Here is a 26689-nt window from a genome sequence, read left to right on the forward strand (position 1 = left end):
TTGCTAAAGGTGTGGTTAGCAGCTATTCAGAGCGGTACCCATCTAGCTTGGAAAAACCTAGTCAGATGGTTCATTGAGGTGATTATGGCGAAAATATCTAGGTTTTATTTCGATCTACCAAAATATGCTAAAGCCTTTTAGCATATTTGCTCAGCTCGTTCGGATGCTTGCCGCGCTTCAAAGCCCAAGTGTTTATAGGGTTAATCCTATTTTTTGCAGCTGTTCCCCTCTTTTATCTTTCTAAAGTACTGGCATGCGTATAGTTCTTCCTCGTACCAAACAGATACTCGGCCGCTCGCGCCACTGGTTGCTTACTTGTTGGCTCCTGCTCGGTTGTTCAGCGCTAGTCGAAGCGCAAAATGGTAAGCTCACTACCCACGTTGATCCTATGATTGGCACGGGTGGCCACGGACACGTCTTTCTGGGGGCCAATGTGCCTTTCGGAGCCGTGCAGGTTGGGCCACAGAATATCTTTAAAGGCTGGGACTGGTGCTCTGGCTATCATTACTCCGACAGCTTAATCACTGGCTTTTCGCATACGCACTTGAGTGGCACCGGTGCATCCGACCTGGGCGACGTACTGATAATGCCTTACACTGGCCCTATCAAAACCGACAAAGGCCAGCAGAAAGTCCCGCACCAAGGCTACTTATCGCGTTTCTCGCATGCGCGTGAAACCGCCCGTCCGGGGTACTATGCCGTCACACTGGACGATTATAACATTCGGGCCGAGCTAACCAGCAGCGCACGGGTAGGCTTCCACCGCTATACGTTTCCGGCAAATAGCCAGGAAGCCCACGTCATTGTTGATCTAAAAGAAGGCATTGATGATAAAGCTACCGACAGCTATATAGAACAGGTTGATCCGCAAACGTTTGTTGGCTACCGTTTCTCTAAGGGCTGGGCTAAAGATCAGCGAGTATATTTTGCCATTAAGACTTCGGCACCGGTGCCGCAATTCGCCGTCTACAATGAGGCGCAGCAACTCACGGGCAAGTCGGGCAAGGGCGTGGCCATAAAGGGGGTATTCAGCTTCTCTAAAACGCCCGGCACATTGCAAATGAAAGTGGGTATTTCACCGGTGAGCACGGAAAATGCGCTTGCTAACATCCAAGCGGAAATACCTGGGTGGGATTTCGCCAAAGTGCAGCAGGCTGCTGATGCGCAGTGGAACAAAGAGCTAAGCAAAGTGACGATTGAAACCAAGGACCCAACGGCCCAGCGCATTTTCTATACGTCTATGTACCATGCGCTATTTGCGCCCGCGCTCTTCAACGATGCCAATGGTGACTACCGCGGCACCGATAGGCAGGTATACCCCAAAGCGCCGTTCGTTAACTATACCACGTTTTCGCTCTGGGACACCTACCGTACCGAGCACTCCCTGTTTACATTGGTGCAGCCGGAACGCGTCAACGACATGATGCAGTCCATGCTGGCTATTCATAAGCAGCAAGGCAAACTGCCCATCTGGCACCTGATGGGCAGCGAAACCAATACCATGGTGGGCTACAGCGCTGTGCCAGCCCTTGCCGAAGCCTACCTGAAAGGCACGCCCGGCCTCGACGGCAACCAGGTGCTAGCCGCTATGATAGCTTCCAGCACCCGCGACGACCAGGGAGTTAAATACCTCACGTCGATGGGCTTCATTCCCGCCGATAAGGAGAGCGAGTCGGTGGCGAAGGCGCTGGAATACGCCATTGATGATTGGAGTATCGCGCAAGTAGCCAAGAAGCTCGGCAAGATGGACGACTATAAAACGTATAGCGCCCGCGCCAAATACTACCAGAAGTACTTCGACCCGCGCACCCGCTTTATGCGCGGCCTTACCACCGACGGCAAGTTTCAGTTGCCCTTCGACCCTATCCAATCTATTCACCGCCAAAACAACTACACCGAAGGCAATGCCTGGCAATACACTTGGCTGGTGCCCCACGATGTACCCGGCTTAATCAAGTTGTTCGGCAGCGAGGCCGCTTTCACGCAGAAACTCGACAGCCTCTTCCTCGTGCAAGGTAGCTTGGGCGAAAGCGCTTCGCCGGATATTTCGGGTCTGATTGGGATGTATGCGCACGGCAACGAGCCGAGCCACGCCACAGTGTACTTGTACCCATATGCCGGCCAGCAATGGAAAACCGCCGAAAAAGTGCGGCAAGTATTGCGGGAAATGTACCTGGACAAGCCCGATGGCATCAGCGGCAACGAAGACTGTGGGCAAATGTCGGCCTGGTACATCTTGTCGGCGATGGGGTTCTACCCCGTTTCTCCAAGCAGTGGGGCCTATGTGTTAGGCAGCCCTATCGTCGATAAGGCAACTATCCAGGTGGGCAAGGGAAAAACATTTATCGTGGACGTTAAAAACAATGGCCCGCAAAACCCTTATATTCAGTCGGCCACCCTCAACGGTAAATCCTATCCGAACAGTTACTTGCTACACAAAGACATTGTAGCCGGGGGCACCCTGCAATTGACTATGGGGCCACAGCCAAACCGCGCGTTTGGTGCTAACATTGCTAACCGGCCCCGCGAGACATATAACTAAGGGAACTGGAAGACACGAGTCTGCCCACTGCAAAAAAGATTGGAGTTGAAAAAGCGAATACTAATTCACGACATTGCCAAACACTTAGACGTGTCCATTGCGACCGTATCGCTGGTGCTGAACGGCAGAGCGAAAGAGAAGCGCATCAGTGATGTGCTAGCCGAACGGGTGTTGAATTACGTGAACGAAGTAGGCTACAAGCCCAATCAACTGGCCAAAAGTCTGCGCTCAGGTAAAACGCACGTTTTGGGCTTGGTTGTGGAAGACATTGCCAATCCATTTTTTGCCACGGTTGCTAGGCTAATCGAGCGAAAGGCCCTCGAAAACGGCTACCACATTATCTATTGTAGCACCAACAGGGATACGGCCATGACCAAGGACATCCTCACGATGTTTGAGGAGCGGCATGTGGATGGCTACGTTCTGGCCTTGCCCGAAGGTCTTGAAAGCGAAGTGAGTGCCCTCGTGCGGAGCGGCAAACCCCTGGTTATGTTCGACCGAGTGCTTTCGGGGGTGCCGGCCAATGCGGTAGTAGTGGATGGGGCAACAGGCATGTACGAAGCTGCTCAGCATCTGCTGGCGCAAGGTTATAAGTCTATTGCCCTGATTACGATTATGCACGGGCAGACGCAGATGATAACCCGCCGGCAGGGGTATGCACAAGCCCTGCGGGAGCACAACCTGCCTGAATTGGTGAGCGAAATTGAGTTGGATCAAGAGCCTGCGCAAATAGTCGGGCAGATGGAGTCTTTCTTTCAGGCCCATCCGCACTGCGAAGCGGTATTGTTTACAACCAATTACCTGGGCTTGTATGGTTTAGAGGCACTAAACCGCTTGGGGTGGTCGGTTCCAAACCGTATTGCCGTTATTTCCTTCGATGACAACGCCTTATTTCGGCTCTATTCTCCACCTATTACGGTAGTAGCCCAGCCGCTAGAAGTAATGGCGGAGGAAATTATAAAGGTGCTGCTAACGGCACTAAAGGGCGCCAAACCAACCAACGGAATGGTGCTGCTGCAGCTAACTCCCAAGTTGCTGATTCGGCAGTCTTCCATTCGCCCCTCCGAATCTACTCGCGCCAATTTGAAATAGAGAGAGTAACCGGAATTGCTTTATCGGGAGTGGTACCTCTGCAACCTGACTTGGGCTAAACATGCCCAAGAAAGGAGCAGGAACATCCCTTGTGTAAGCATTTGCTCATAGAAAATTACGCCTTCCAGGCTAACCTGTTTTTTAACTCCCTACCCATATTAGTTTCATTAACCTATGAGCACGTTTCAGATCAAGAAATCGGGCACCGTCTACGATGCCATCATTGTTGGTTCAGGCGCAGGAGGCGGGATGGCCGGCTACGTGTTAGCGCACGCCGGCTTAAAAGTATTGATGTTGGAAGCCGGATCGTATTTCGACCCCGCTATTGATGCCCAGCAACTGAAATTCCCATACGAGTCGCCGCGCCGGGGGGCTTCTACCACCAGGCCCTTCGGGGATTTCGACGCCGCTTATGGCGGGTGGGAATTGGAAGGAGAGCCCTATACCACCAAAGACAAAACTGAATTCAACTGGTTTCGGGCGCGCATGCTAGGTGGCCGCACCAACCACTGGGGGCGCATCTCGTTGCGCATGGGTCCCAAAGATTTCAAGAGCCACCACATCGACGGCCTCACCGACGACTGGCCCATCACCTACGAGGAAGTGAAACCCTTCTACGACAAGGTTGACCGCCTTATTGGCATATATGGCACCGTTGAAGGCCTAGAAGACGAACCCGATGGTATTTTCATGGCGCCGCCCAAGCCGCGCCTCAACGAGCTGTTCATTAAGCGTGGGGCCGAAAAAGCAGGGGTAAAAGTGATACCCGGCCGTGGTTCGGTACTGACCGAAAGCTTGCCCAACAACAAAGACCGGGGTGCCTGTTTTTACTGCGGACAGTGCGGCCGCGGTTGCAAGGTGTACGGAGACTTTTCGGCTTCCTCGTGCTTGGTGATTCCCGCCGTGAAAACCGGCAACTTGAAAGTCCTCACCAATGCCATGGTGCGCGAGGTGCTGACCGGGCCCAACGGACTAGCCACCGGCGTGTCTTACGTAGATAAGAACGACTTGCAAGAATATCAGGTCCTGGGCAAGATGGTTATCCTGGGTGCCAGTGCCGCAGAGTCGGCTAGGCTATTGCTCAACTCTGTTTCCAGCAACCACCCAAACGGACTAGCCAACAGCAGCGGGGTAGTAGGGAAATACCTACACGACTCCACGGGAGCTAGCCTCAGCGGCTTTTTACCACAGCTGATGGACCGAAAACGCTACAACGAAGACGGGGTAGGTAGCGTCCATATCTACACGCCTTGGTGGCTGGACAACAAAAAGCTGGATTTCCCCCGCGGCTACCACATCGAATATGGCGGCGGCATGCGCATGCCTTCCTACGGCTTCGCCAACAACATCCAAAACATCAACGGGCTGGTGCCCGGCCGCGACGGCAAAATGAAAGAAGCCGGGGGCTTCGGAGCATCATTGAAAGACGACTACCGCCGCTTCTATGGCTCGCAAGTCGGAATGGCTGGCCGGGGCACTGCCATTGCCCGCGCCGACAATTACTGCGAAATCGACCACGACGTGGTGGATAAATACGGCATCCCCGTGCTCAAATTCCATTACAACTGGACCGACGCCGAAATTAAGCAGGCCAAGCACATGCAGGAAACTTTCCAGTCTATCATGCATGAAATGGGTGCCATCATCACGTCGAAAATTCCAGGTCCCGAAACGAACTATGGCCTAGAGGCGCCCGGAAAAATCATCCACGAAGTGGGTACGGTACGGATGGGCGACGACCCGAAAAAATCGGCCCTCAACAAATGGTGCCAGGCGCACGACTGCAAAAACCTGTTCGTGGTGGATGCAGCTCCATTCGTGCAACAAGGCGACAAAAATGCCACATGGACCATTTTGGCGCTGTCCATGCGCACGAGTGAGTACATATTGGAGCAGCGGAAAAAACTATCTGTGTAAAGCCCTATACCCAACTTCCAATGAAAAGACGTGATTCGCTGAAAGCCATAGGCTTAACTGCCCTCTCGACGGGGTTGTTGCTCGATGCTTGCAAAACCGATGTCAGTAAGACCACTGAGAAAGCCGCCGCCCCTGCCCCCGCTGCCGATACAGCCGGTAAGCAGGCGTTTGAGATAGAGCGGGACAAAAAATTACATGCGGAAACGTTCTTTACTCCGCACGAAATGGCCACGATTACCGTATTGACTGATATTATTATTCCCAAAGACGAGAAATCGGGCAGTGCCTCCGAAGCCAAAGTGCCCGAGTTTATAGAGTTTATTGCAAAGGATATTCCCGAGCACCAAGTACCGTTGCGCGGCGGTTTGCGCTGGCTGGATGTGCAGTGCTCGAACCGTTACCAGCACGCGTTTGTGGACTGTACCCCGCAGCAGCAAATCGAAATGGTCAGTGAAATAGCGTATCCGCTCAAAGCCAAGCGCGAAATGAAGCAAGGAGTGACTTTCTTCAACCGTATGCGTGATTTGACAGCAAGCGGATTCTTCACCAGCAAAATGGGAATTGCGGATATAGGGTATGTCGGCAACAAGCCCAACCGGTGGGAAGGAGTGCCGGAAGACGTGCTCAAGCAATACGGAATGGCGTAGGTGTGCCACTGGGCGTCTGCCAATAGTTACTTACTCTATTGGCGTTAGCCAACCTGCCTCTTAGTATAATTCGGCGTAGGTATTTAAAGCAGAGTTAGTTACCAACCAACCCGAGCACGCAGTGCCCGGGTTGGTTTTGCTGCTGTGCCTACGAGAAGATGTGCATACTACAGCGTAAGTAATAGCGCTTAACTGAAAGCTGCTTATGCAGTTACAAACTGTCTGATTTGACTGCTTATACCGTTCTTTTTGTAAATAGAAGCTGGCCTGGGACCAAGTAAATTCCTGCCAGGTACGGACATTTGTGTACTTTAAATTGAGCAGGAACTGCTTCAACTGTAATCCATTGAGCAAAAAACGCATTTCAATAACCGACATTGCGGAGCAGTTAAGCCTTTCTATTTCAACTGTCTCCCGAGCCTTAAGTGACCATCCTGGCATCAGCGACGCAACCAAAAAGCGCGTCATAAAGCTGGCCAAAGCGCAGAACTACCAGCCAAACTATATGGCGGCCGCCTTGCGCAAAGGGCGCAGCAACCTGCTAGGTATTATAGTACCCCATATTGACGGGCACTTTTTCACGATGGTAGTGAAAGGGATAGAGGCCGTGGCTAGCAAGGCCGGGTTCAACGTACTGATTTGCCAATCAAACGAAGACGTGGCCCACGAGAGCACCAACGTCGACACGCTGATAAATGCGCAAGTAGATGGCATTTTGGTTTCTTTGGCCCGCACCACCCGCGACTCTGCGCACTTCGATAAGGTGCTCAAACAGGGCATCCCACTGGTATTTTTCGACCGTATTCTAGAAGGAAAGCAAGTAAACGCCGTCGTACTCGACGACCGGGAAGGGGGCTACCTTTCCACCAAGCACCTGCTTCAGCAAGGGTATCGGCGCATTGCGCATTTCGGCGGACCGCAGCATCTCAACATCTATAAGTACCGGCGCTTAGGTTACGAAGATGCGCTCCGCGAAGCTAATCTTCCTATTGAGCCAGCTTATACAGTTATCAACGACATGACGTTGGACGATGGTATCGAAGGCATGAAGCAGCTTCTGGATTTGCCTGTTCCTCCTGATGCCGTCTTTTCAGCTAGTGATTTTTCGGCAGTAGGAGCCCTCCAGTTGCTGAAAAGCAGGCACATCCAGGTGCCACAGGAAATTGCTATATCAGGCTTCAGCAACGAAACCTTCACCGCCCTCACCGAGCCCATGATTACTTCCGTGGATCAGCGTTGTGAGCAGATGGGCCAGTCGGCCGTTGAGCTTTTCCTTCAAATTTTAAGAGAAAAGGACGACAACTTTTCTCCTCGGCGCATAGTGCTACAACCTGATTTGGTTATTCGCAATTCGACTGCACGTAGCGCTTCTTAGGTACGTCAAAGGCTAACAGTGACAAACAGCTGCATCAACAAACTCTTGTTTTATATATAATTTTTATAATTCTTATACATACAGCGGATAAGACGAACCTAAGATCTGATGTTGACAAGTTGTGAAATCATATGCATGTGTTGCTACCCTAACAATTCTCTTATGTGTCCACACTATGCAAACCTTTGTGTAAAAAAAGTTAACCCATTTTACAATGCACTGCTCAAGCCATTGAGTGTAAGTTTTACCGTTATAAGATCTCACTAAGGAAACAGTTAAATCAATTATTGAATAAGAATAGTTATAATAAATATTGATTTAACCTTGAGTATAAAGGTATGCGCAATGGTAAATTGCAATATTAAATGTTTGTAGTGTCGTTTAGTTAATAGTAGTTATTGACTGCTTATATATATAATCACTGATCTACCTTAGGCCAGTAAATAAGAGTTTCTAAAGTTTTTATTTGGTTTTAAGACAAAGGTTTGCATACTTATCGGCTACTAACTCATCCACTCTATTTCGGGCCGTTTCATTTTAGCACAGCAAGCAGGTATTACCTGTACTAAATGATGTGTAATAACGGAGTTGTTCAGCACTTGCTAAAACGTATTAGCAGGCAAATATAATATTGACTTTTTGCTAATACGTTTTAGCAAAGTAGCTGATTCAGGTAGCTAAGCTTGCTGTGCTTTCGCTTATAGTTCCATTTCTATTATCAACACCCACACGCTTATGAAAAACCGAGTACCAATTAGGAAGGTCCGTCACCTCACGCGGGTCTCGCTTACACCGCTTGCTCTGTGTGCTTCAGTGGGAGCTGCCTTTGGCTCTTCTGATGAGAGCAACTATACAGTGCCCAATCGGGATGTAGCGGCTATTACTGCTAATAGCAAAGTGGTCGACATCACCGTGACGGGCACCGTGACCGACACGAAAGGCGAAGGTCTGCCAGGCGTTAACGTGGTAGTGAAAGGCACCACTAACGGCACGCAAACCGATGCGCAAGGTAACTTTAGCATTACTGTACCTGACCAAGGTGCTGTGCTAGCCTTCTCATTCATTGGCTACAAACCGCAGGAAGTTGCGGCCAACTCCGCTGCTAAGCTTTCCGTGAAGCTGCTCTCCGACGACCAAGCGCTGGAGGAAGTAGTAGTAGTAGGCTACGGCACCCAGTCGCGCGCTACCGTAACGGGGGCTATCAGTAGCACCAATTCCGCGGCCATCACCCGCACACCTGCTGGCTCTACTTCTGAGGCCCTTGTGGGCCGCATACCAGGCGTTTCGGCCCGGCAAGCTGATGCCCGGCCAGGCGGGAGTGCCAGCATTCAAATCCGTAACCTAGGCGACCCGCTCTATGTTATTGACGGGGTGGTATCCGATGCGGGTCAGTTCAACAACTTAGGTATCAATGACATCGAGAACATTTCGATTCTCAAAGATGCTTCTGCCGCTATTTACGGGCTCCGGGCTGCCAACGGGGTAGTGCTGGTAACAACCAAGCGGGGCGAAAAAGGCAAGCCGGTCATCAATGTATCCGGCTACTACGGCCTGCAAAACTTCACGCGCTTTCCGCACCCGGCTAATGCGTACCAGCACGTGCGGGCGCTAGCCGAGGCTGGTCAGAACCAAGGTAGAACGCCAGTGAACGAGCCGGTAAAAGGTGAGAACATTACGCCTGATGTGCTGGAAAAGTGGCGGACAGGTGCACCCGGTTATGAGAGCTTCGATTACTACAAATTTGTGTTTCGTCCTGATGTGCCGCGCTACTACGTGAATGGCAGTATATCTGGTGGCTCCGACAACGTCCGATTCTACGTATCGGGCAGTCACTTTGGACAAGAGGCAATTATCAAGGATTTTAAATTCAGTCGCACCAACCTTCAGGCCAACGTAGAGGCTAACATAACGCAACGACTGAAAATCGGTACGCAAATCTCGGGGCGCATCGAAGACCGTTTTACGCTCGGCGTACCAGGCGGCGACGATTACTTCAACCCCCTGTTGAGCGTATTTAGCATGTGGCCCACCGAGCGGCCGTATGCCAACGACAATCCCAACTACATCAACCAGACGCACAACGTCAATGTAAACCCTGCTACCTATACGGAGGCAATAACGGGTTATTATACAGACTATTATCGTGCTGCTAAAGGCAACTTTACAGCAGAGTACAACTTCGATTTCGGATTAAGCGCCAAGGCTATTGGCTCTTACAACTATACCAACCGTCTCGCGAACGGCTTCGAGTACACCTACAACGCTTACCGCTATAACCCCGTCACCGACGTCTACGAAACCAGCCCTGCTTTCGGCAACCAGAACCCCTATCGGGAACGGCGTACCCGAAACATTATTGACCGCTACGGGCAGTTGCAACTCAACTACAACAAGACATTTGGCGACCATGGCGTGTCGGCCGTAGCCGCGTATGAGCGCTACGATACTGATGACCGGGAATATGGCCTCAACACTGTGCCGCCTAACAATACCATCCCGTTGCTCCTGTTTGCCAACGCCCGTAATCTGGACGATAGGATAAGCGAACGAGCCCGAGCAGGCTATATTGGTCGGGTAAATTATAACTATAAACAGAAATACCTGCTGGAGGTGCTTGGGCGCTACGATGGCTCATGGTTGTTCCGGGAGGATAGCCGCTACGGTTTTTTCCCCGGCGCCTCGGTGGGCTGGCGTATCAGTGAAGAGCCATTCATCAAAGAGAGCATTGGTAATGTGCTGAGCGAACTGAAGCTGCGTGGTAGCTACGGGCGTACCGGCGCAGATGACTTAGATAACCCAGACAACCAAGACTATTTAGTTGCCCCTTACAGCTACATAGGTGGCTACCAGTTTCCGGCTCGTAGCTCGATCTTCAATGGTAGCTACGTTATCGGCGTTGATCCGCGCAACCCGCCGATTACCACGCTGTCTTGGATAACCAACCAGTCATCTAACATAGGTGTAGATTTTGGCTTCTTAGAAGGCAAGATAACTGGTCAATTTGATGTGTTTGAGCGTCGGCGCAAAGGCCTGCTTGCCCCACGCTACGATGTGCTGCTGCCTAGTGAAGTAGGGTATCCATTGCCACAAGAAAACCTTAACTCCGACGCCGTACGGGGTATGGAAGGGCTGGTGACCTATTCGGGCAAGGCCGGTGAGTTAGGATATTCCGTGGGTCTTCATGCCACGCTGGCTCGTAACCGTGACCTGTCGCAGTACAAGCCCCGGTTCGGTAACTCGTGGGAAGAGTATCGCAATGCTATTTCAGACCGCTGGGCCTATATCAACTGGGGCTACCAGGTGGTTGGCGTCTTTCAGTCGCAAGAGGAAATCGAAAACTACCCCATCAACAACGATGGGCAAGGCAATCGTAACCAGCTGCCCGGCGACCATAAATACAAGGACGTAAACGGCGACGGGGCCATCAACTACCTCGACGAGCGGCCGATCGGTTACGCTGAGGGCGCAACGCCTTACCTTACCTATGCCGTCAACTCCACTTTCGACTACAAGGGCTTCACCCTCAAGTTTGACTTAGTTGGCGCCGGCTTACAGACCTATCGCCGGGAGGTAGAGCAGAAAATTCCGTTTCAGAACAACGGCACGTCGCCAGACTACATCTTCGAGGACCGCTGGCACCGGGAGGACCCATTCAACAACGATAGTCCGTGGATTTCGGGCAAATACCCGGCAATCCGGCGCGACGATGGAGGGCACCCGAACTACAACCGCCGCAGTGACTTCTGGATTACCAACGTGCGCTACCTGCGCGTGCGCAACCTGGAGCTAGGCTACAACATTCCGAAACCCTTCCTGGATCGGTTTGGCATTGGCTCCATGCGGGTGTACGTCAACGGAACCAACCTGTACTCTTTCGACAACATGAAGGAGTTTGATCTGGACCCAGAAATTGTCAACAACGGGGGACTGGTTTACCCGCAGCAACGCCTCTACAACGCCGGCTTTTCTATCGGCTTCTAATATTCCCACAGCAATATGAGATTTTCCTATAAAACCCTAGCTCTGAGTGCCGGGCTAGTCCTAAGCCTTTCGGCGTGCGAGAAGGACTTCCTGGAACGGGAGGCTCCTAACATCGTACTGGATGAACAAATCTGGAACGACGCTAACCTTATTACCAGCCTACTGGCTAATAACTACGACCGGCTGCCTTTCCATACGCAGATTGACGACGGCTGGCCCGACTTTGCTGCCTACGACGAAGCCATTTGGTCGGGCAACGGCGACGGCTCCAACAACCTGAATGACTACAGCTTCAACCGTTGGGGAAACTGGGACTACGGCTTGATCCGGGACATTAATCTGGCCCTCGAGAACATCGACAAATTCAGCACCACGCTGCCAGAGGCGCAAAAAAACCAGTTCAAGGCCGAGTTTCGCTTTCTGCGGGCTTTCGTGTACTTCGAGCTAGTGAAGCGTCATGGGGGAGTGCCCATCGTGACGCAGCAGCTGATCTACGACTACAGCGGCAACCCCACGCCGCTACAAAGCCCACGCAATACGGAGGCCGCAGTGTACGACTTTGTAGCGAGCGAGCTGGATGCCATCAAGAACGACCTCGGCAACGACGGTAGTTCCGCCAGCAGCCCCCGCAGCAACACCCGCGCCAACAAGTACGCCGCTATGGCGCTCAAGTCGCGGGCCATGCTCTACGCGGGCTCTATTGCCAAGTACAACGCGCTGTCGGGTTTGAATATTCAAACTGCTGGCGGGGAAGTAGGCATTCCGGCTAGCCGGGCCAACGAATACTACCGGAAGGCCTTAGACGCGGCCAAAGAAGTAATTGCGGGCCCTTATTCCTTGTACCGGACCAACCCAGACCGCGGAGAGAACTTCTACGATGCCATCACTCGGAAAGCATCCAACCCCGAAGTGATTTTGGCTAAAGACTTTCTGGTTGCGCGGGACCGGCGGCACGGCTTTACTTACGACAATATTGCGCGTGGCATCCGGGAAGATAACTTGTCGTCGTCGAACGTCACGCCGACCCTGAACTTGGTGGAAAGCTACGAGTACTTAGATGGTACTTCGGGGGAAATAAGAACCCGTAACGCGGCCAACACCGATTACATCTACTACGACAATTTGAGCGGCCCTTTCGCCAATAAAGACGCTCGCCTGTACGGCACCGTTATTTATCCGGGTAGTTCTTTCGCTGGCCAACAAGTGCAGATTCAGGCGGGCGTACTGGTGTGGAATGCGACCAGCAACACCTATGAAACGGTGGAAGGTGGATTGGCCTCCAACTACACCGATGGCAAGCTGCTGACTGGTAGTTCGGGCCCGCAACGCTCGCAAACCGAAGTTTCGAACACCGGCTTCTACATGCGGAAGTACATAGATTCCACTCCGAAAGCCAGTACCCGCGGGGTGCTGAGTGACACGTGGTGGGTGCGGTTCCGCTTGGGAGAAGTGCTGCTCAACGCTTCCGAAGCCGCCTTTGAGCTCGGGCAAACGGCAGAGGCACTGACGTATGTAAACCAAGTGCGGGAGCGGGCTGGTTTCCCGGCCAATAGCCTGACCACCTTAAGCCGGCAGAGGCTGGAAAATGAGCGTCGGGTGGAGCTGGCTTTTGAAGACCACCGGTTATGGGATTTGAAGCGCTGGCGCCGTGCCCATGTGCTTTGGGATGGCAGCAACTCCAACCCAAATGCGGTGATGTATGCGCTGTACCCGTACCGCGTGGTGCGGCCCGGAGATCCGCGGGATGGCAAGTACGTGTTTGTGAAGTTGGTAGCACCGCGCTTCCGGGCTCCGCGCAACTTCCGCTTAGGCAACTACTACACTTTTATTGATCAGGGGGTTCTCAACAACAACCCGCTGCTGGTTCGCAACCCTTTCCAATAAGCTGCACTCATGAAAGCATTTCTTTATAGCCTGCTCGCGGGCACTGCATTGTTGATGGGCTGCGCCAAAGACAACGTGGAGCCGCCAAGCTCCACGCTTACCGGCCGCATTGTGTACCAGGATCAGGTGCTGGGCCTTCGGTCGAACGGGTCCACCGACTTGGGAAATCAAACCACCATGCTGGAGTTGTGGCAGCGCGGCTATCAGCTCTTCACAAAGATTCCGGTGTTTGTCAACCAAGACGGCACGTTCCAGGCCAAGCTTTTCGATGGTAACTACAAGCTGGTTCGCTCACGCGGAAACGGCCCGTGGGTAGACAACACAGACAGTATTGATGTGCAGGTGCGCGGCAATACTGTAGTAGATGTACCGGTAACGCCATATTTCACCGTAACGGACGCTGCTTTTCAGCGCAGTGGCAACACCCTAACGGCTACGTGCCGCGTCAATCGGATTGTGGCAGGCAGAGACATCGACCGGGTGGTGTTGCTGATAAGCCGCACGCAGTTTGTGGATGACAGCAACGCGCTGGAGCGCAACGAAAAAGTTGGTGCTGCGGCCGTGAACCTGAGCCAGGTGCAAAACCTTTCGGTGACGATTCCCTCCTCTATTACGGGGGCAGTTTTTGCTCGCATCGGGGTGAAAGCGGCAGGTGTTGGGCAATACGTATATTCCCCAGTACAAAAGTTTTAACGATGAGTGCTAGCGCGGCAAGCAGCAACGAACAGAGCGCCTCAGACGGCACTTGTTCCTTGACCTAGCTGATGCGCTATAAACTTGGCAGCTATGTTCCTTGGGTTGGAGCTTCAGACCCAAGGAACAAGCATGCCGCTTTCTAAGGGCTAGCGCAAAGCTGAAAATCACGGCGGCGCGAAAGCCAAATCTTGCTCGTGGTACAGCGCCTAAGTAGGTAGGACATGTCAAAGGTCTAGATCCTGCATCATTACTACTCGCTTAGGCAGCTCACTCACTACCTGTCTTCGCCCTTTCCCACCCCTTACCTATGAATTCAATCAGGCGATTCGCTTCTGCTGCCTGGCTTAGCGCCAGCTTATTTGGTGCCGGGGTTGCGGCCCATGCGCAGACAACTGCTCCGGCTCCCGTACCCCCGGTCAGGCCGGCGCCCATCCTGAGCCGCTGGGAAAAGCAGGTGACGGCCGCCAATGCGTGGCGCGAGTACCCCCGACCACAGATGGTGCGTGCGCAATGGCAAAACCTGAACGGAATGTGGGATTACGCCATAACTCCCCGAACCGCTCCCGCGCCTACCACCTTCAACGGGCAGATTCTGGTGCCTTTCTGCGTGGAATCGACCTTGTCGAAGGTGAACAAGGCGCTCATGCCAGACCAGCGGCTCTGGTACCGGCGCAGCGTAACTGTGCCGCAGGAATGGCAAAACCAACGGGTGCTCCTGCACTTCGGAGCCGTAGACTACGAGTGCAGCCTGTGGGTGAACGGTGGGTTGGTGGGCTCACACCAGGGTGGTTCCGACGCGTTTAGCTTCGATGTAACCGACTACCTAAAGGCCGGTGATAACCAGCTGCTCCTCGGTGTGCTCGACCCAACCTCAACCGGGGAGCAGCCCCGAGGCAAGCAGTTGCTGAACCCCAACGGTATTTGGTACACGCCGGTATCGGGTATCTGGCAGACCGTGTGGATGGAGCCGGTGCCCAAACAAGCCTACATCGAAGAAGTGCGCCTTACTCCCGAACTCGATTCCAGTCGCGTACGAGTGGAAGTGGTGCTCAACGAGCCCGCCAATAATGCTACTACGGCCATCCGCCTGACGGCGCTCGATGGCAAACGCACGGTGGCTACCACGCTGGTCCGGTCGGGCATGACGGCTTACCTGAACCTGAAAGACCCCAAGCTTTGGGCGCCGGATACGCCCTTTCTATATGACCTCAAAACCGAACTGGTAACCGTTCAGGACCCGTTTGGCTCCACGCCCCGCAACCAGCGGCCACGCCAGCCCGCTGCCGTACGGGCCGCCTACGCCAAAGCCACCGTGACCGGAACTGCGCTCGACGCAGTGAACGGCTATTTTGCCATGCGTAAAATCTCGGTGGGGCCTGGGCCGATAGCAGGGCAGCCCACGCTGCTGCTCAACAACAAGGTGGTGTTTCACAACGGCCCGCTCGACCAGGGCTGGTGGCCGGGAGGGCTCCTTACGCCGCCTTCCGACGAAGCCATGATTTTCGAGATTGACTTTCTAAAGAAAGCAGGCTTCAACATGCTGCGCAAGCACATTAAAGTGGAGCCGGACCGCTATTACTACCAGTGCGACCGGCTCGGGATTTTGGTGTGGCAAGACATGCCATCAGGCTTTTTGGAAGGCCAGAACGTGGCGCCGGGTGCCCAAATCGAACCTCTGCGCCGTTCGTTGGGCATGGAGCAATTCGAGCTGGAGTTTCGGCGGATGATAGACCGGCTCTATAGCCACCCCAGCATCGTGACCTGGGTGGTGCACAACGAAGGCTGGGGCCAGTATGATAATCCACGACTCGCCGCCTGGGTGAAAGGCCTCGATCCTAGTCGGGTAATCAACGCCGTAACCGGCTGGAACGACCAAGGCGCCGGCGACTTCTACGACATTCATACCTACGAGGAGGAGCCCAACCTGCCAGCGGCTAAAAGCAACCGCGTCATTGCCATCGGCGAGTTTGGAGGCATAGGCTGGCCCATCGAAGGCCACTTGTGGAACCCTTCCATGCGCAACTGGGGCTACCAAACCTACCATTCGGCCGACGACGTGCTGAAGGCGTACCGAAAGAAATACGCCAAGATTGTGGAGTACTACCAGCAGAAAGGCTTGTCATCGGCTGTGTACACCCAAACCACCGATGTGGAAGGGGAAGTGAACGGCTTGCTGACTTACGACCGGGAGGTTATCAAAATCCCCATCAAGACGCTCCGCCAGATTCATGCCCCGCTGCTTAAGTAGGGCTTTTTCACAGAAAGCCGAATCAAAAGTCTAGGATACGTCAACAACTGCCTTGCACTAACAAACGAAACAAGCGCCACTATTCCGGTCCCTTGCGCTAGCCAACACTACCTGATCGGCAAAGGCATACAAAGCCGGGGTGAAAAGAAGGATAGGAGCAAGGGGACTGAACTACAAATGGCTGCTCTATTCCTGATTTTTAGCGCCTTCCAACCTTGCTAGATGAGAAGCTGCTTTACTTAAATTTTCCTAATTCCATACGAATGAAAAAGAGTTTTGCTTTCCTATTCGCGGTGACGCTCAGCCTGGGTAGCCTGCTGGCCCAGACGCTCCGCCCACCGGCTTACCCGCTCATCACCCACGACCCCTACTTTAGCCTGTGGACGTTCAATGATACGCTGACGGCTTCTTCTACCCGGCACTGGACCGGCGTGGCCCAGGCGCTGGAGGGTGTGGTACGCGTAGACGGCAAAGCATATCAGTTTCTAGGCCAAGCAGCTCCGCAGTATCGGGCCATCATCCCTACTGCCATGGAGCAGGGATACACGGCCCAGTACACCCTGTCCAAGCCGGCCGCGGGTTGGGAAAAACCGACTTACGCAGCAACCGGCTGGAAAACCGGCCCCGCGCCCTTCACCGATCAAAAAGACCAGAAAGGCACCACCTGGACCGAGGGCGACGTGTGGGTGCGGCGGCGCGTAACCGTGGCCAACCCCCAGGTAACAGGCAAGCTGCGCCTATACATGTGGCACGACGACGCAGTAGAAGTGTACCTGAACGGGGTAGAGCTCGTGCGTTTGCCCCGCTGGAATAGCAGCTACGAGTATTTCGACGTGCCTGAATCGGCGCGGAAGGCGCTACGCAAAGGTGAAAACGTGCTGGCCATGCATTGCAACAGCCCGATGGGCGGCGAGTACCTCGACGCCGGGTTGTATGAACTGCTGCCCCTGCCCGTTACCCCCACCGCCCGCCAAACCAGCGTAGCCGTAACGGCCACCCAAACCACTTATCAGTTTGCGGCCGGACCGGTGCAATTGACAGTGAACTTTCTCTCGCCGCTGCTGCTCGACGAGCTGGAAACTGTGGCCCGGCCCGTTAGCTACGTCACGTTCGGAGCTACTTCAACGGATGGAAAAGCCCACCCGGTGCAGGTTATGCTAACCGAAAGCGGCGGCCTAGCTGCCAACACGCCGTACCAGCCCGTTACGACCCAAGCAGGTAAAGCGGGCACCTTGACTTGGCAGGCAGTTGGCACCACTGCACAACCGGTGTTGGCCAAAGCCGGCGACAACATTCGCATCGATTGGGGCCAAGCGTACTTGGCGGCGCCAGGGTCGGCCCAGCAGGCTGCCGGCGAGCCTCAAGCCCTGAAAAATACGTTCACGAAAAGTGGCACCCTTACCGCTAATGCCAAGCCCGTGAGTGGGCAGTCCCAGCGTGTAGCGCTGGCTACCGTGCTGGACCTAGGCTCTGTAAAGACGGAACCAACCGAGCGACACGTGCTGCTAGGCTACGACGACCAGTATTCAGTGCAGTATTTCGGGAAGAACCTACGCGGCTGGTGGCGGCGCGACCCCGCTACCACCATGCCCAAAGTTTTGCAAGCCGCCGAAGCAGATTATGCCCGTCTGCGGCAGAAATGCACCACGTTCGACAAGCAACTTTATGCCGAAGCGCAAGCAGCTGGTGGGCAGCAGTACGCCGATTTGTGTCAGCTAGCGTATCGCCAGGCCATTGCCGCCCACAAAATTGTGGCCGGCCCCAAAGGCGAGGTGTTTATGTTTTCCAAGGAAAACTTCTCGAACGGTTCCATTGGCACCGTGGACGTGACGTATCCTTCTGCTCCGCTATTCTTGCGCTACAACAATGAGCTAGCGAAGGGCATGTTGCGCTTCATTTTTGAATACAGCGAATCGGGCCAGTGGAAAAAAGACTTCCCGGCCCACGATGTAGGCACGTACCCACGGGCCAACGGGCAGACGTACGGCGAGGATATGCCCGTGGAAGAAGCTGGCAACATGCTTATCCTGACGGCAGCCTCGGTAAAGATGGACGGCAAGCCTGACTTTGCGCGTGAGCACTGGCCCACCATCACCAAGTGGGTAGGTTTCCTGAAGCGCGACGGTTTGGACCCCGCCACCCAGCTCAGCACCGACGATTTCGCCGGCCACTTGGCTCGTAACTCCAACTTGTCGGTGAAAGCTATTATGGGCATTGCTTGCTATGGGCAAATGGCGCAGCAGCTCGGCGACCAGAAAACGGCCGACGAGTACATGGCCCTAGCCCGCGACTATGCCAAGCGCTGGGTAGCTATGTCGGCCACTGGCGACCACTACGCCCTGACTTTCGATAAGCCTGCCGGTTCGTGGAGCCAGAAGTACAATCTGGTATGGGACAAAATGCTCGGTCTGAACATCTTTCCTAAGGAAGTGGCCCAGCAAGAACTGGCCTATTACCTAACCAAGCAGCAACGCTACGGCCTGCCCCTAGACAGCCGCAAAACCTATACGAAATCGGACTGGATTATGTGGACGGCCACCATGGCCGAGCGCGACGCCGACTTCCAGGCGCTGGTAAAACCCGTTTGGCAATTTGCCAACGACTCGCCGACCCGGGTACCACTCACCGATTGGCACGAAACCACCGATGCCAAACAGGTAGGCTTTCAAGCCCGCTCGGTAGTAGGCGGCTACTTTATCAAGGTGCTCGATAAGCACATAGCGGCCAAGCCGTAACGCAACTAACTAGCAATATCTGCAGCGGCCCTAGGCGCACTGCGGCATCAGCCGCGTGTAGTTGGGGTTGCTGCAGATATTTCTGTTAAGGTGCGTAGAGCAAGCGCTTTTTTACTAGCCTACATAAGGCGAAGGCACCCCACTTTTCCACCAAGTATTCCCACTTTTTGGCCCATTTTCTTATGCTTTCCATTCCTCGTTGTAGCGGGCTGCTGATTGGAATTCTGCTCGCTTTGCAAGCCCAGGCGCAACAAGCCCGTCCCGCAGCGCCCGCGTCGGCCACCGTGCCGGGCGCTAAGTCGGCGGCCTTTCGGCCGGGGGCGTTTCAGGCGCTGCCCTTGGGCGCTATTCGGCCGGAGGGTTGGCTCCGGCGCCAACTCGAAATTCAGGCGCAAGGGTTGAGCGGGCACCTCGAAGAGTTCTGGCCCGACCTGAGCGCCAACAGCGCCTGGCTAGGCGGCACGGGCGAAGGGTGGGAGCGGGGCCCCTACTACCTCGACGGCTTGTTGCCGTTGGCCTACGGGCTCGACGACGCGGCGTTGAAAACCAAGGCGCAGAAGTGGGTGGATTGGGCCTTGCAAAGCCAACGCCCCGACGGTAGCATCGGCCCGGTGAAAAACCAGGACTGGTGGCCCAATATGCTCGTGCTCAAAAGCCTGATGCAGTACCAGGAAGCCACCGGCGACAAACGCGTGGTGCCGTTCATGGAAAAGTACTTCACGTACCAGAGCAGCCAGCTCGACAAGCTGCCGCTCAAAGAGTGGGCGGTGTTCCGCTGGGCCGAAGAGCTGTTGCCCATTCGCTGGACCTACCAGAAAACCAAGAACCCGCTGCTCCTGAAGCTGGCTGGCCAACTCGCCCAGCAAGGCTTTAACTGGCAACAGGGCTTTGCCAACTTTCCGTTTGCCCAGCCCACTACTGTCTCCAGCCTGAAGCTAAATGCAGGCAACAATAACCTAGCGCTTCAGGCCCACGGCGTCAACAATGCCATGGCTTTGAAAATGCCCGTGCTCTGGGGCATGACCGGCGGCACAGAAGCGGACCGCAAGGCTATCTACCAGCAGCTAGCGACACTCGACCAGTACCACGGCCTACCCAATGGCATGTTCAGCAGCGACGAGCACTTCGCCGGGTCTAGTCCGTCGCAGGGCACGGAGCTGTGCACGGTGGTGGAAGCGCAATACTCCTATGAAGAGCTGCTGGCGCTGCTCGGCGACCCCCTATTCGGCGACCGATTAGAGAAAATAACCTTCAACGCGTTGCCTGCCACCTTCGACCCCACCATGTGGGCCCACCAGTACGACCAGCAACCCAACCAGGTGCTCGTGAGCAAGGCCAAGCGGCAGTGGTCGACCAACGGCGACGAAGCCAACCTGTTTGGGCTTGAGCCTCACTTCGGCTGCTGCACGGCCAATCTGCACCAAGGCTGGCCCAAGTTTGCCAGCCACCTCTGGATGGCCTCGCCCGACGGCGGATTAGTGGCCGCGGCCTACGCGCCCAGTAAGCTTACAACCACCGTGCGAGGCAACGAGCAGGTGGTTGTTCGGGAAGAAACCGAGTATCCGTTTCGGGAAACCATCCGCTTTGTGGTGGAAAAAGCGGGCAAGCAGGCCTTCCCGCTGCGGCTGCGCATTCCGGCTTGGGCAACCAGGAGCGTGGTAACTGTAAACGGCAAAGCCCTAGCGAAAGCGCCCCAGGCCGGTACGTTCTACGAACTCAAGCAAGCGTGGAAAGCGGGCGACGTTGTGGAGTTGCGTTTGCCGATGGCCGTGCGGGTAGTACCCGGCTACCAGAAGTCCGTCTCGGTGGAGCGGGGGCCGCTGGTGTATGGCTTGAAGCTCGGTGAGCAATGGACCAAGCTGCGCGACCGTCCGAACGCCGCAGACGACTACGAGGTGCAGGCTACTACGCCCTGGAACTATGGGCTGCTTTTGCCTAAAGGCCAATCCACGGCGGCGTTTCAAGTGAAAGAGCGCCCCACAACCGGCGTGCTGTTTTCGCCGGAAGGGGCCCCTGTTGAATTGCAGGTGCAAGGCATACGTCTGCCCGAATGGCAACTAGCTGAAAACTCGGCCGCGGCGCCACCCCTAAGCCCAGTAGCCGCGCCCGCCGGAGCTAAATCCGAAACACTGACCCTGATTCCCTATGGCTCGGCCAAGCTGCGCATCACGTCTTTTCCGGTGGTAAGCGCCAACTAACCTGCCTAGAATTCAAATGCGTCAGATTAGCTAGTCACAACTTTCAACCTTACTTCTCACTTAGCCAGCAAAAGCTGATTGGTTTAAGTTGTTTCATGCAAGCATTCTTGTTAGCGGCTTTGCCACTGAACCTGGAAGCAAAAAGTGGCCGCACGTTGGGTCCGCACCTCCTAGGTGCAGATCCTACGTGCGGCCACTTTTTGACCTAGCCTGAAACAAGGTAATCGTAGAAGCCTCGATTAGTCGCCTACCAGAACCGGTTGGTGCACACCACTTGCGCTTTCTTCTTCAGCCGCAAGCCTAGGAGCACTTCGTGGCTGCCGCCGTGGTAACCGGCCAGCTCTGAAACGCCGGCATCATACGAGTAGCCCAGCGTGAACTGCTCGTAGCTGAGGCCCACCATGCCCACAAACGAATCGAAGGCGCGCCAGGACACGCCCGCCCACAACAGGTCTTGGTACTTGAGCTTGGCATTGAGGTCGAGCGAAAGCGGAGCCGGATTGACCGCCTTGAGCAGCACCGACGGCACCAGCGACCAGTCCTCGGTGAGTGGCACCCGCACCCCAGCCGTAGCGAAATAGTGCCGTTTCAAGGTGTTGCCTGCGCCCGCATTGAGCGAGTTGGGGCCGTACGAAAAGTCGAGCTTATTGGCAAAGAGCTGCGCGCCCGACACTCCAACATAGAAGTCGGAGCTGTATACCCACAACCCTACCGAGGCGTCAAACACCCGCGAGGCGTCGCTGGCGGCAACCGTGGTGGGGTCGAAGAACTGCAACTGCTGCCCATCCACGGCAAACTGCTGCATGCCCGCCGACACGCCCAGCGCTGCGCGCAGGTTGGGCGCTAGAACCATGTTGTAGGCGTAGGAAGCGTAAGCACCCTTCCGGCTTGTGGGACCGGTTACGTCGTTGTACACGAGTGCCCCCAGCGCGTGAAACGGCCGGCGCCGGTCGCGCAGGGTGCGCTTGGTGGTGGTGCGCCACTTGCCTAGTGAGGAGCTGATGCTGCCATAGTAGGTTTTGGGCGCTCCTTCCAGCCCCGTCCACTGCGTGCGGTAGCTGAACTTAACGTCGATATAGTCTTCTACACCCGTGGCACCAGGGTTCAGGATGTAGTTATTGTTCATGTACTGGCTGTACTGCGCCTGCTGCTGGGCCAGGGCCGGCGCGGCGGCCAGCAGCAGCGGGAGCAGCAGTAGAGTTAGAACTCTTTTCATAACAGAATTGCCCTGAGGTCTATCGAAGAAGAAAATGGTTCTGCCGCGCTGGTTGCAGCAGAACGTTAATTGTTAGTACAGAATCGTAATCGATCCACTGTAGGACTTACCTAGCGGCCCCTTCGTGACGACAACGTAGTAGTAGGTGCCTACCGGAGCGGGCTGCCCGTTGATGTCGCCGCGCCACTCATTGGCCCGGCTGTAGTTGTTGGCCGAGAAAATCTTGTTGCCCCAGCGGTTGAACACGGTGACGGTGTTGTCGGGGAACTGCTCGATGAACTCGATCTGCCACGTATCGTCGCGGCCGTCGCCGTTGGGCGTGAAGGCGTTGGGAATACGGATGGGCGGACGCACAACCACTGTCACTTGGTCGGAGTCAGCACAGCCGCCTTCCCCGCCCGTGAGGGTATAGGTAGTGGTTACCGTAGGCGAAACCACGGGCCGTAGCGGGTTGTTGCCCGGGAAAGTCAGGCCGGTCGTGGGCGTCCACGTGACGGGGTATATACCATTGGCGCGGCCTTCCAGCGTCACGGACGTACCGGCCAGAATCTCTTTATCAGGACCGGCATCTACGTCAACCGGCCCTTGAATCCGTACGGCTATACCGTTGGAAGCGGCCGTTGCAGTTTGTCCGCAAACATTGGCGGTGCGCAAACGTGCCGTCACGGTTTGGCCTTCTCGCAGGGTAGTGCTGGTGAACGTCGGACCTGTGGCCCCGGCCACGTCAGTACCGTTGACCTGCCACTGGTATTCGGGGGCAGGTCCAGCTTCGGTTACACTGGACACATTGAAGGTAAGCGGCGCGCCTAAGCAAACGGTCCCGCTAGGCTGCACGGTAATAGTGAGCGTGGGCGCAAGCGCCGGCGTGCGCGCAACGGTAACCGTGGCCACGGCCAGACCCGTGCTGCACAGCCCTACTGTGGGCGTTACTTCTACACTTACCTGGTCGCCGGTAGCTAACGTACTGCTGGTAAAAGTAGGTCCAGTAGCAACGGCCACATTATTGACGAGCCAGCGGAAAGATGGCGCGGCGCCTGCGTTAGCAGGCGCGGCCGTGAAGGTAAGCGGCGTGCCCGGGCATGATACGGGCGGGGTCGCTAGGCTTACGGTAGGCGTCACGAGAGGCAATATTTGTGCTGCCACACCATTGGAGACAGCCGTTACAGGCTGCCCACAAGTATTGGCTGTACGCAGGCGCAGCGTCACGACCTGGCCTTGGAGCAGGGTAATGCTAGTGAACGTAGAACCCGTGGCACCGGCCACGTCAGCGCCATTAATCTGCCACTGGTACTCGGGAGTTGGGCCGGCCTCCGTCACGCTGGCGATAGTGAAGGAGAGCGGCGCACCCGGACAAACGGGGCCATTGGGTTGCACGGCAATGGTGAGTGTAGGCTGCGGCGACGGAACGGTGCGCGTAACCGTGGTGGTAGTCGTGGCTATACCCGTACTGCACAGCCCCGCCGTGGGTGTCACCTCCACCCGCACCTGGTCACCTGTCACAACTGTGCTGCTGGTGAACGTAGGCCCAGTAGCCGCGACAGCCACGTTGTTGACGAACCACTGGAACGTAGGCGTAGCACCAGCATCTGTGGGCACGGCTGTGAAGGTGAGGGGAGTACCGGGGCACTGCGCGGGCGGAGCTGCCAAAGCTACAGTAGGAGTTACGGGTGCTTGAATCTGCACCGGTATGCCATTGGAAACGACCGCAGCAGGCTGGCCGCACACGTCTGTCGTGCGCAGGCGTGCCGTCACGGTTTGCCCTTGGAGCAGGGTGGTACTAGTGAACGTCGGACCCGTGGCGCCTGGCACGTCAGTACCGTCGACCTGCCATTGATAGTCGGAAACTGGCCCGGCATCTGTTACACTGGCCACGTTGAACGTAATTGAAGCACCCAAACAAACCGGCCCAGCTGGCTGTGCGGCGATAGTGAGCGTGGGGGCTGGCGCCACGGTACGCGTTACCGTAACCGTGGCCGTAGCCGTACCAGTGCTACATACCCCCGCCGCGGGCGTTACCACAACCCGCACTTGGTCACCGGTCACAACCGTGCTGCTGGTGAAGGTAGGCCCAGTAGCCGCGACAGCCACGTTGTTAACAAACCACTGGAACGTAGGAATGGCACCGGCATCCGTAGGCACGGCCGTGAACGTAAGTGGCGTGCCAGGGCATTGCGCGGGCGGAGCTGCCAAAGCTACAGTGGGTGTTACTGTTGGGAGGAAGATAACCTGGACAGAATTGGAAGGTGTACGCGGGCCGCAAAAACCCGAGGTTACCAACCGCCGGAAGTAGGTATTGGTGGTGACGGTGGGTGTATAGGATGCGCCAGTAGCGCCAGGAATGTCAGTCCAATTGCTATCATCAGGGGAGGACTGCCACTGGTAAGCATAACTGTCTGGACCGAGGCCCCCACCAGCTGAAGTGCCGGTGATCGGCGCAGGTGTGCCGCCAACGCAAAGGTTTTGATTAGGGCCTAAGCTGCCGGGCGTGGGTGGGCCAGGTACCCGAATTAAGCCTTGGCTCTCGCGACAAAAGCAGCTAGTGGTGACGCGCAACGTCACTACGTAGTCGCCGGGTGCGGGGAAGGCGAACACGGGGTTTTGCAACGTTGAGGTTCCCAAGGTGGCCCCTGTAGTTGTCGCATACGTCCAGGCGTATTTCGGATCCTCGAAGTTGACGGATGGGGCCTCAAAGGTAATTTCCAAGCAGGCCGTGGACCTGTAATTGGGGCCGAACTGTAGCAGCGAGCTTTGGTTGAAATTAACTAGGCCCAGTCCGCTGAGGCGCCCGCCTAGCTGCAGGCTATCATCGGCGTAGCCAACCTTGGCCCCCAGCGAGTCCGGGAAAGGGATGAAGCCCAATGCGGGTTGGTTGTCGCGGGCTACGTAAATCTTGCCATCGGGCGCGGCCTGCATCGAACCCAGGTCGGCCGGGGCCTTCTGCTTAAGCGGAATGTCCTGCTTGGTAATCGGTCCGGGGTCGCTGATATCAAATTGCAGCAGCTTGGCTGGGTTGCGTACCGTGGCGTAGAGGTAGCTGCCGGGCGAAAAACTTACCCCATAGTATTTTCCTGCACCGCTATCCACGATGTACGGAACCCCCATGTTGACGCTAACATTGCCCGTGTTATTATCAAACCCAAATAGCTCGACGGTGCTGCTGCTGTCGCCTACTGCTTCGCTGTAGCGGGCCAGGGCTAGCCGCTGACCATCGGGAGTCACCTTCATCTGGCCTTTGTAGCCCTGGGCCGCTACGTTCGGTGCGTGCAGGCTGCCTACGGTGGAGAGAATCGGAGCGTCGATGACGACCGGACCTACATAGCCGGCTGCTTGCCGCACGCGGTAGGCCAGAAAGGCGTTGCCCCGGTTGTTGTTGCCGGCCTTGGCAGCTCCCCAGCCGTGCGTAATAACCCAGATATCGCAGCCGTTTTTATGGAATACGCCCGTTATCTTTTCTGCCGTGCCACGGGCCAGAGGCGTGTTTTTGGTGGCGGCTATGACGGTGCCCGGCCCACCACCCGCGGGAATCTCTATCTCCGAGTAGCTTAGGCCCACGGTGTCCTTCAGGGTGAAGAGCAAGTAGCGCGTCGGTTGGCCCGCCGGAGGTATGCCCGGCATCCTAATGGGCAGGGGACCGTCGGTGGTGAAGCGGCTGCCCGCCAGCCCCGTGCCGTTGGTCATCACGGTGCCGTCGCCATTCCAAACGGTTTCGCCATTGCTGTAAAAGAGGATTTTGCCGTTTCTATCCGACATCACGCCCGAGCCGGCAGGAGCATCCATCGCTCCATTAGTAAGCACCTTCGGAAGGGAGTCGGCCGAGGCCTGATTGAAGTCCAGCCCCGCCTTAAAGCCGAAGTACCACGTGTTAGCAAACTTCTCGTCTGCACTACACTCTGGGGGCGGGGTTCCTTGCGCAAGCACTGTGGCGGCGGCGCCACTCAGTAGTAAGAGCAACAGTGTCAGCAGCCAACTAAAAATGGGCTGTACCTGCCTGGCCAAGCGCCGACTGCCGACACGAGGTGTCTGCTTAAGCTTGGAAACAGGCAGGAGGGATATTCGAGTATCGGAAAAGGCAGGGAACGGTAGCTCTGCAGGCATAGCGGGGCAGGTAAGTGGGCGGATAGGTAAGTGGGTACCTAGAAAGGAGTGTACCACTCGCCG

Annotated in this window: 13 protein-coding genes; 11 read left to right on the top strand and 2 right to left on the bottom strand. The window is 55.6% G+C overall.

Annotated features, from left to right (window positions below; genetic code table 11):
* Window positions 1-253: 253 nt before the first annotated feature.
* The 11 genes from P1X16_RS26590 (at window position 254) to P1X16_RS26640 (ending at window position 21315) form a co-directional block, all read left to right on the top strand.
* A complete protein-coding gene (locus P1X16_RS26590) occupies window positions 254-2542 on the top strand; it encodes a GH92 family glycosyl hydrolase (RefSeq protein WP_277235472.1) in 2289 nt (762 codons plus the stop codon).
* 45 nt (window positions 2543-2587) lie between these two features.
* Window positions 2588-3634, top strand: coding sequence for a LacI family DNA-binding transcriptional regulator (locus tag P1X16_RS26595; RefSeq protein ID WP_277235474.1), 1047 nt, complete (start codon window positions 2588-2590; stop codon window positions 3632-3634).
* Window positions 3635-3808: 174 nt separating this feature from the next.
* Complete coding sequence (locus P1X16_RS26600) at window positions 3809-5551, top strand: GMC family oxidoreductase (RefSeq protein WP_277235476.1); 1743 nt, start codon at window positions 3809-3811, stop codon at window positions 5549-5551.
* A gap of 20 nt (window positions 5552-5571) precedes the next feature.
* Complete coding sequence (locus P1X16_RS26605) at window positions 5572-6198, top strand: gluconate 2-dehydrogenase subunit 3 family protein (RefSeq protein ID WP_277235477.1); 627 nt, start codon at window positions 5572-5574, stop codon at window positions 6196-6198.
* A gap of 346 nt (window positions 6199-6544) precedes the next feature.
* Window positions 6545-7573: a LacI family DNA-binding transcriptional regulator gene (locus P1X16_RS26610; RefSeq protein WP_277235479.1), complete on the top strand. Its 1029-nt coding sequence runs from the start codon at window positions 6545-6547 to the stop codon at window positions 7571-7573.
* Between the two features lie 735 nt (window positions 7574-8308).
* The gene (locus tag P1X16_RS26615) at window positions 8309-11554 is read left to right on the top strand and encodes a TonB-dependent receptor (protein ID WP_277235481.1); all 3246 of its coding nucleotides are present in this window, start codon (window positions 8309-8311) and stop codon (window positions 11552-11554) included.
* Between the two features lie 15 nt (window positions 11555-11569).
* Window positions 11570-13438 (top strand): RagB/SusD family nutrient uptake outer membrane protein, encoded by a 1869-nt coding sequence (locus P1X16_RS26620; RefSeq protein ID WP_277235483.1) that lies wholly within the window; start codon window positions 11570-11572, stop codon window positions 13436-13438.
* A 9-nt stretch (window positions 13439-13447) separates the two neighbouring features.
* Window positions 13448-14131 carry a DUF3823 domain-containing protein gene (locus P1X16_RS26625; protein WP_277235485.1) on the top strand — a complete coding sequence of 228 codons (684 nt, stop codon included), beginning with the start codon at window positions 13448-13450 and terminating at the stop codon, window positions 14129-14131.
* A gap of 310 nt (window positions 14132-14441) precedes the next feature.
* A complete protein-coding gene (locus tag P1X16_RS26630) occupies window positions 14442-16382 on the top strand; it encodes a sugar-binding domain-containing protein (protein ID WP_277235487.1) in 1941 nt (646 codons plus the stop codon).
* A gap of 263 nt (window positions 16383-16645) precedes the next feature.
* Window positions 16646-19117, top strand: coding sequence for a glutaminase family protein (locus P1X16_RS26635; RefSeq protein ID WP_277235490.1), 2472 nt, complete (start codon window positions 16646-16648; stop codon window positions 19115-19117).
* A 182-nt stretch (window positions 19118-19299) separates the two neighbouring features.
* Window positions 19300-21315 (top strand): beta-L-arabinofuranosidase domain-containing protein, encoded by a 2016-nt coding sequence (locus P1X16_RS26640; RefSeq protein ID WP_277235492.1) that lies wholly within the window; start codon window positions 19300-19302, stop codon window positions 21313-21315.
* A 247-nt stretch (window positions 21316-21562) separates the two neighbouring features.
* Here the strand turns inward: P1X16_RS26640 and P1X16_RS26645 are convergent, their stop codons facing one another.
* Window positions 21563-22531: a type IX secretion system membrane protein PorP/SprF gene (locus P1X16_RS26645; protein ID WP_277235494.1), complete on the bottom strand. Its 969-nt coding sequence runs from the start codon at window positions 22529-22531 to the stop codon at window positions 21563-21565.
* Window positions 22532-22603: 72 nt separating this feature from the next.
* Window positions 22604-26482: a gliding motility-associated C-terminal domain-containing protein gene (locus P1X16_RS26650; RefSeq protein WP_277235496.1), complete on the bottom strand. Its 3879-nt coding sequence runs from the start codon at window positions 26480-26482 to the stop codon at window positions 22604-22606.
* Window positions 26483-26689 lie beyond the last annotated feature (207 nt).

Source organism: Hymenobacter sp. YC55 (assembly GCF_029433095.1).
Lineage (GTDB): Bacteria > Bacteroidota > Bacteroidia > Cytophagales > Hymenobacteraceae > Hymenobacter.

What these genes read in the sequence shown, in the direction of transcription:
- P1X16_RS26615 (WP_277235481.1), top strand. Translation starts at nt 8,309, where the DNA reads ATGAAAAACCGAGTACCAATTAGGAAGGTCCGTCACCTCACGCGGGTC.
- P1X16_RS26630 (WP_277235487.1), top strand. Translation starts at nt 14,442, where the DNA reads ATGAATTCAATCAGGCGATTCGCTTCTGCTGCCTGGCTTAGCGCCAGC.
- P1X16_RS26605 (WP_277235477.1), top strand. Translation starts at nt 5,572, where the DNA reads ATGAAAAGACGTGATTCGCTGAAAGCCATAGGCTTAACTGCCCTCTCG.
- P1X16_RS26640 (WP_277235492.1), top strand. Translation starts at nt 19,300, where the DNA reads ATGCTTTCCATTCCTCGTTGTAGCGGGCTGCTGATTGGAATTCTGCTC.
- P1X16_RS26625 (WP_277235485.1), top strand. Translation starts at nt 13,448, where the DNA reads ATGAAAGCATTTCTTTATAGCCTGCTCGCGGGCACTGCATTGTTGATG.
- P1X16_RS26635 (WP_277235490.1), top strand. Translation starts at nt 16,646, where the DNA reads ATGAAAAAGAGTTTTGCTTTCCTATTCGCGGTGACGCTCAGCCTGGGT.
- P1X16_RS26600 (WP_277235476.1), top strand. Translation starts at nt 3,809, where the DNA reads ATGAGCACGTTTCAGATCAAGAAATCGGGCACCGTCTACGATGCCATC.
- P1X16_RS26645 (WP_277235494.1), bottom strand. Translation starts at nt 22,531, where the DNA reads ATGAAAAGAGTTCTAACTCTACTGCTGCTCCCGCTGCTGCTGGCCGCC.
- P1X16_RS26590 (WP_277235472.1), top strand. Translation starts at nt 254, where the DNA reads ATGCGTATAGTTCTTCCTCGTACCAAACAGATACTCGGCCGCTCGCGC.
- P1X16_RS26620 (WP_277235483.1), top strand. Translation starts at nt 11,570, where the DNA reads ATGAGATTTTCCTATAAAACCCTAGCTCTGAGTGCCGGGCTAGTCCTA.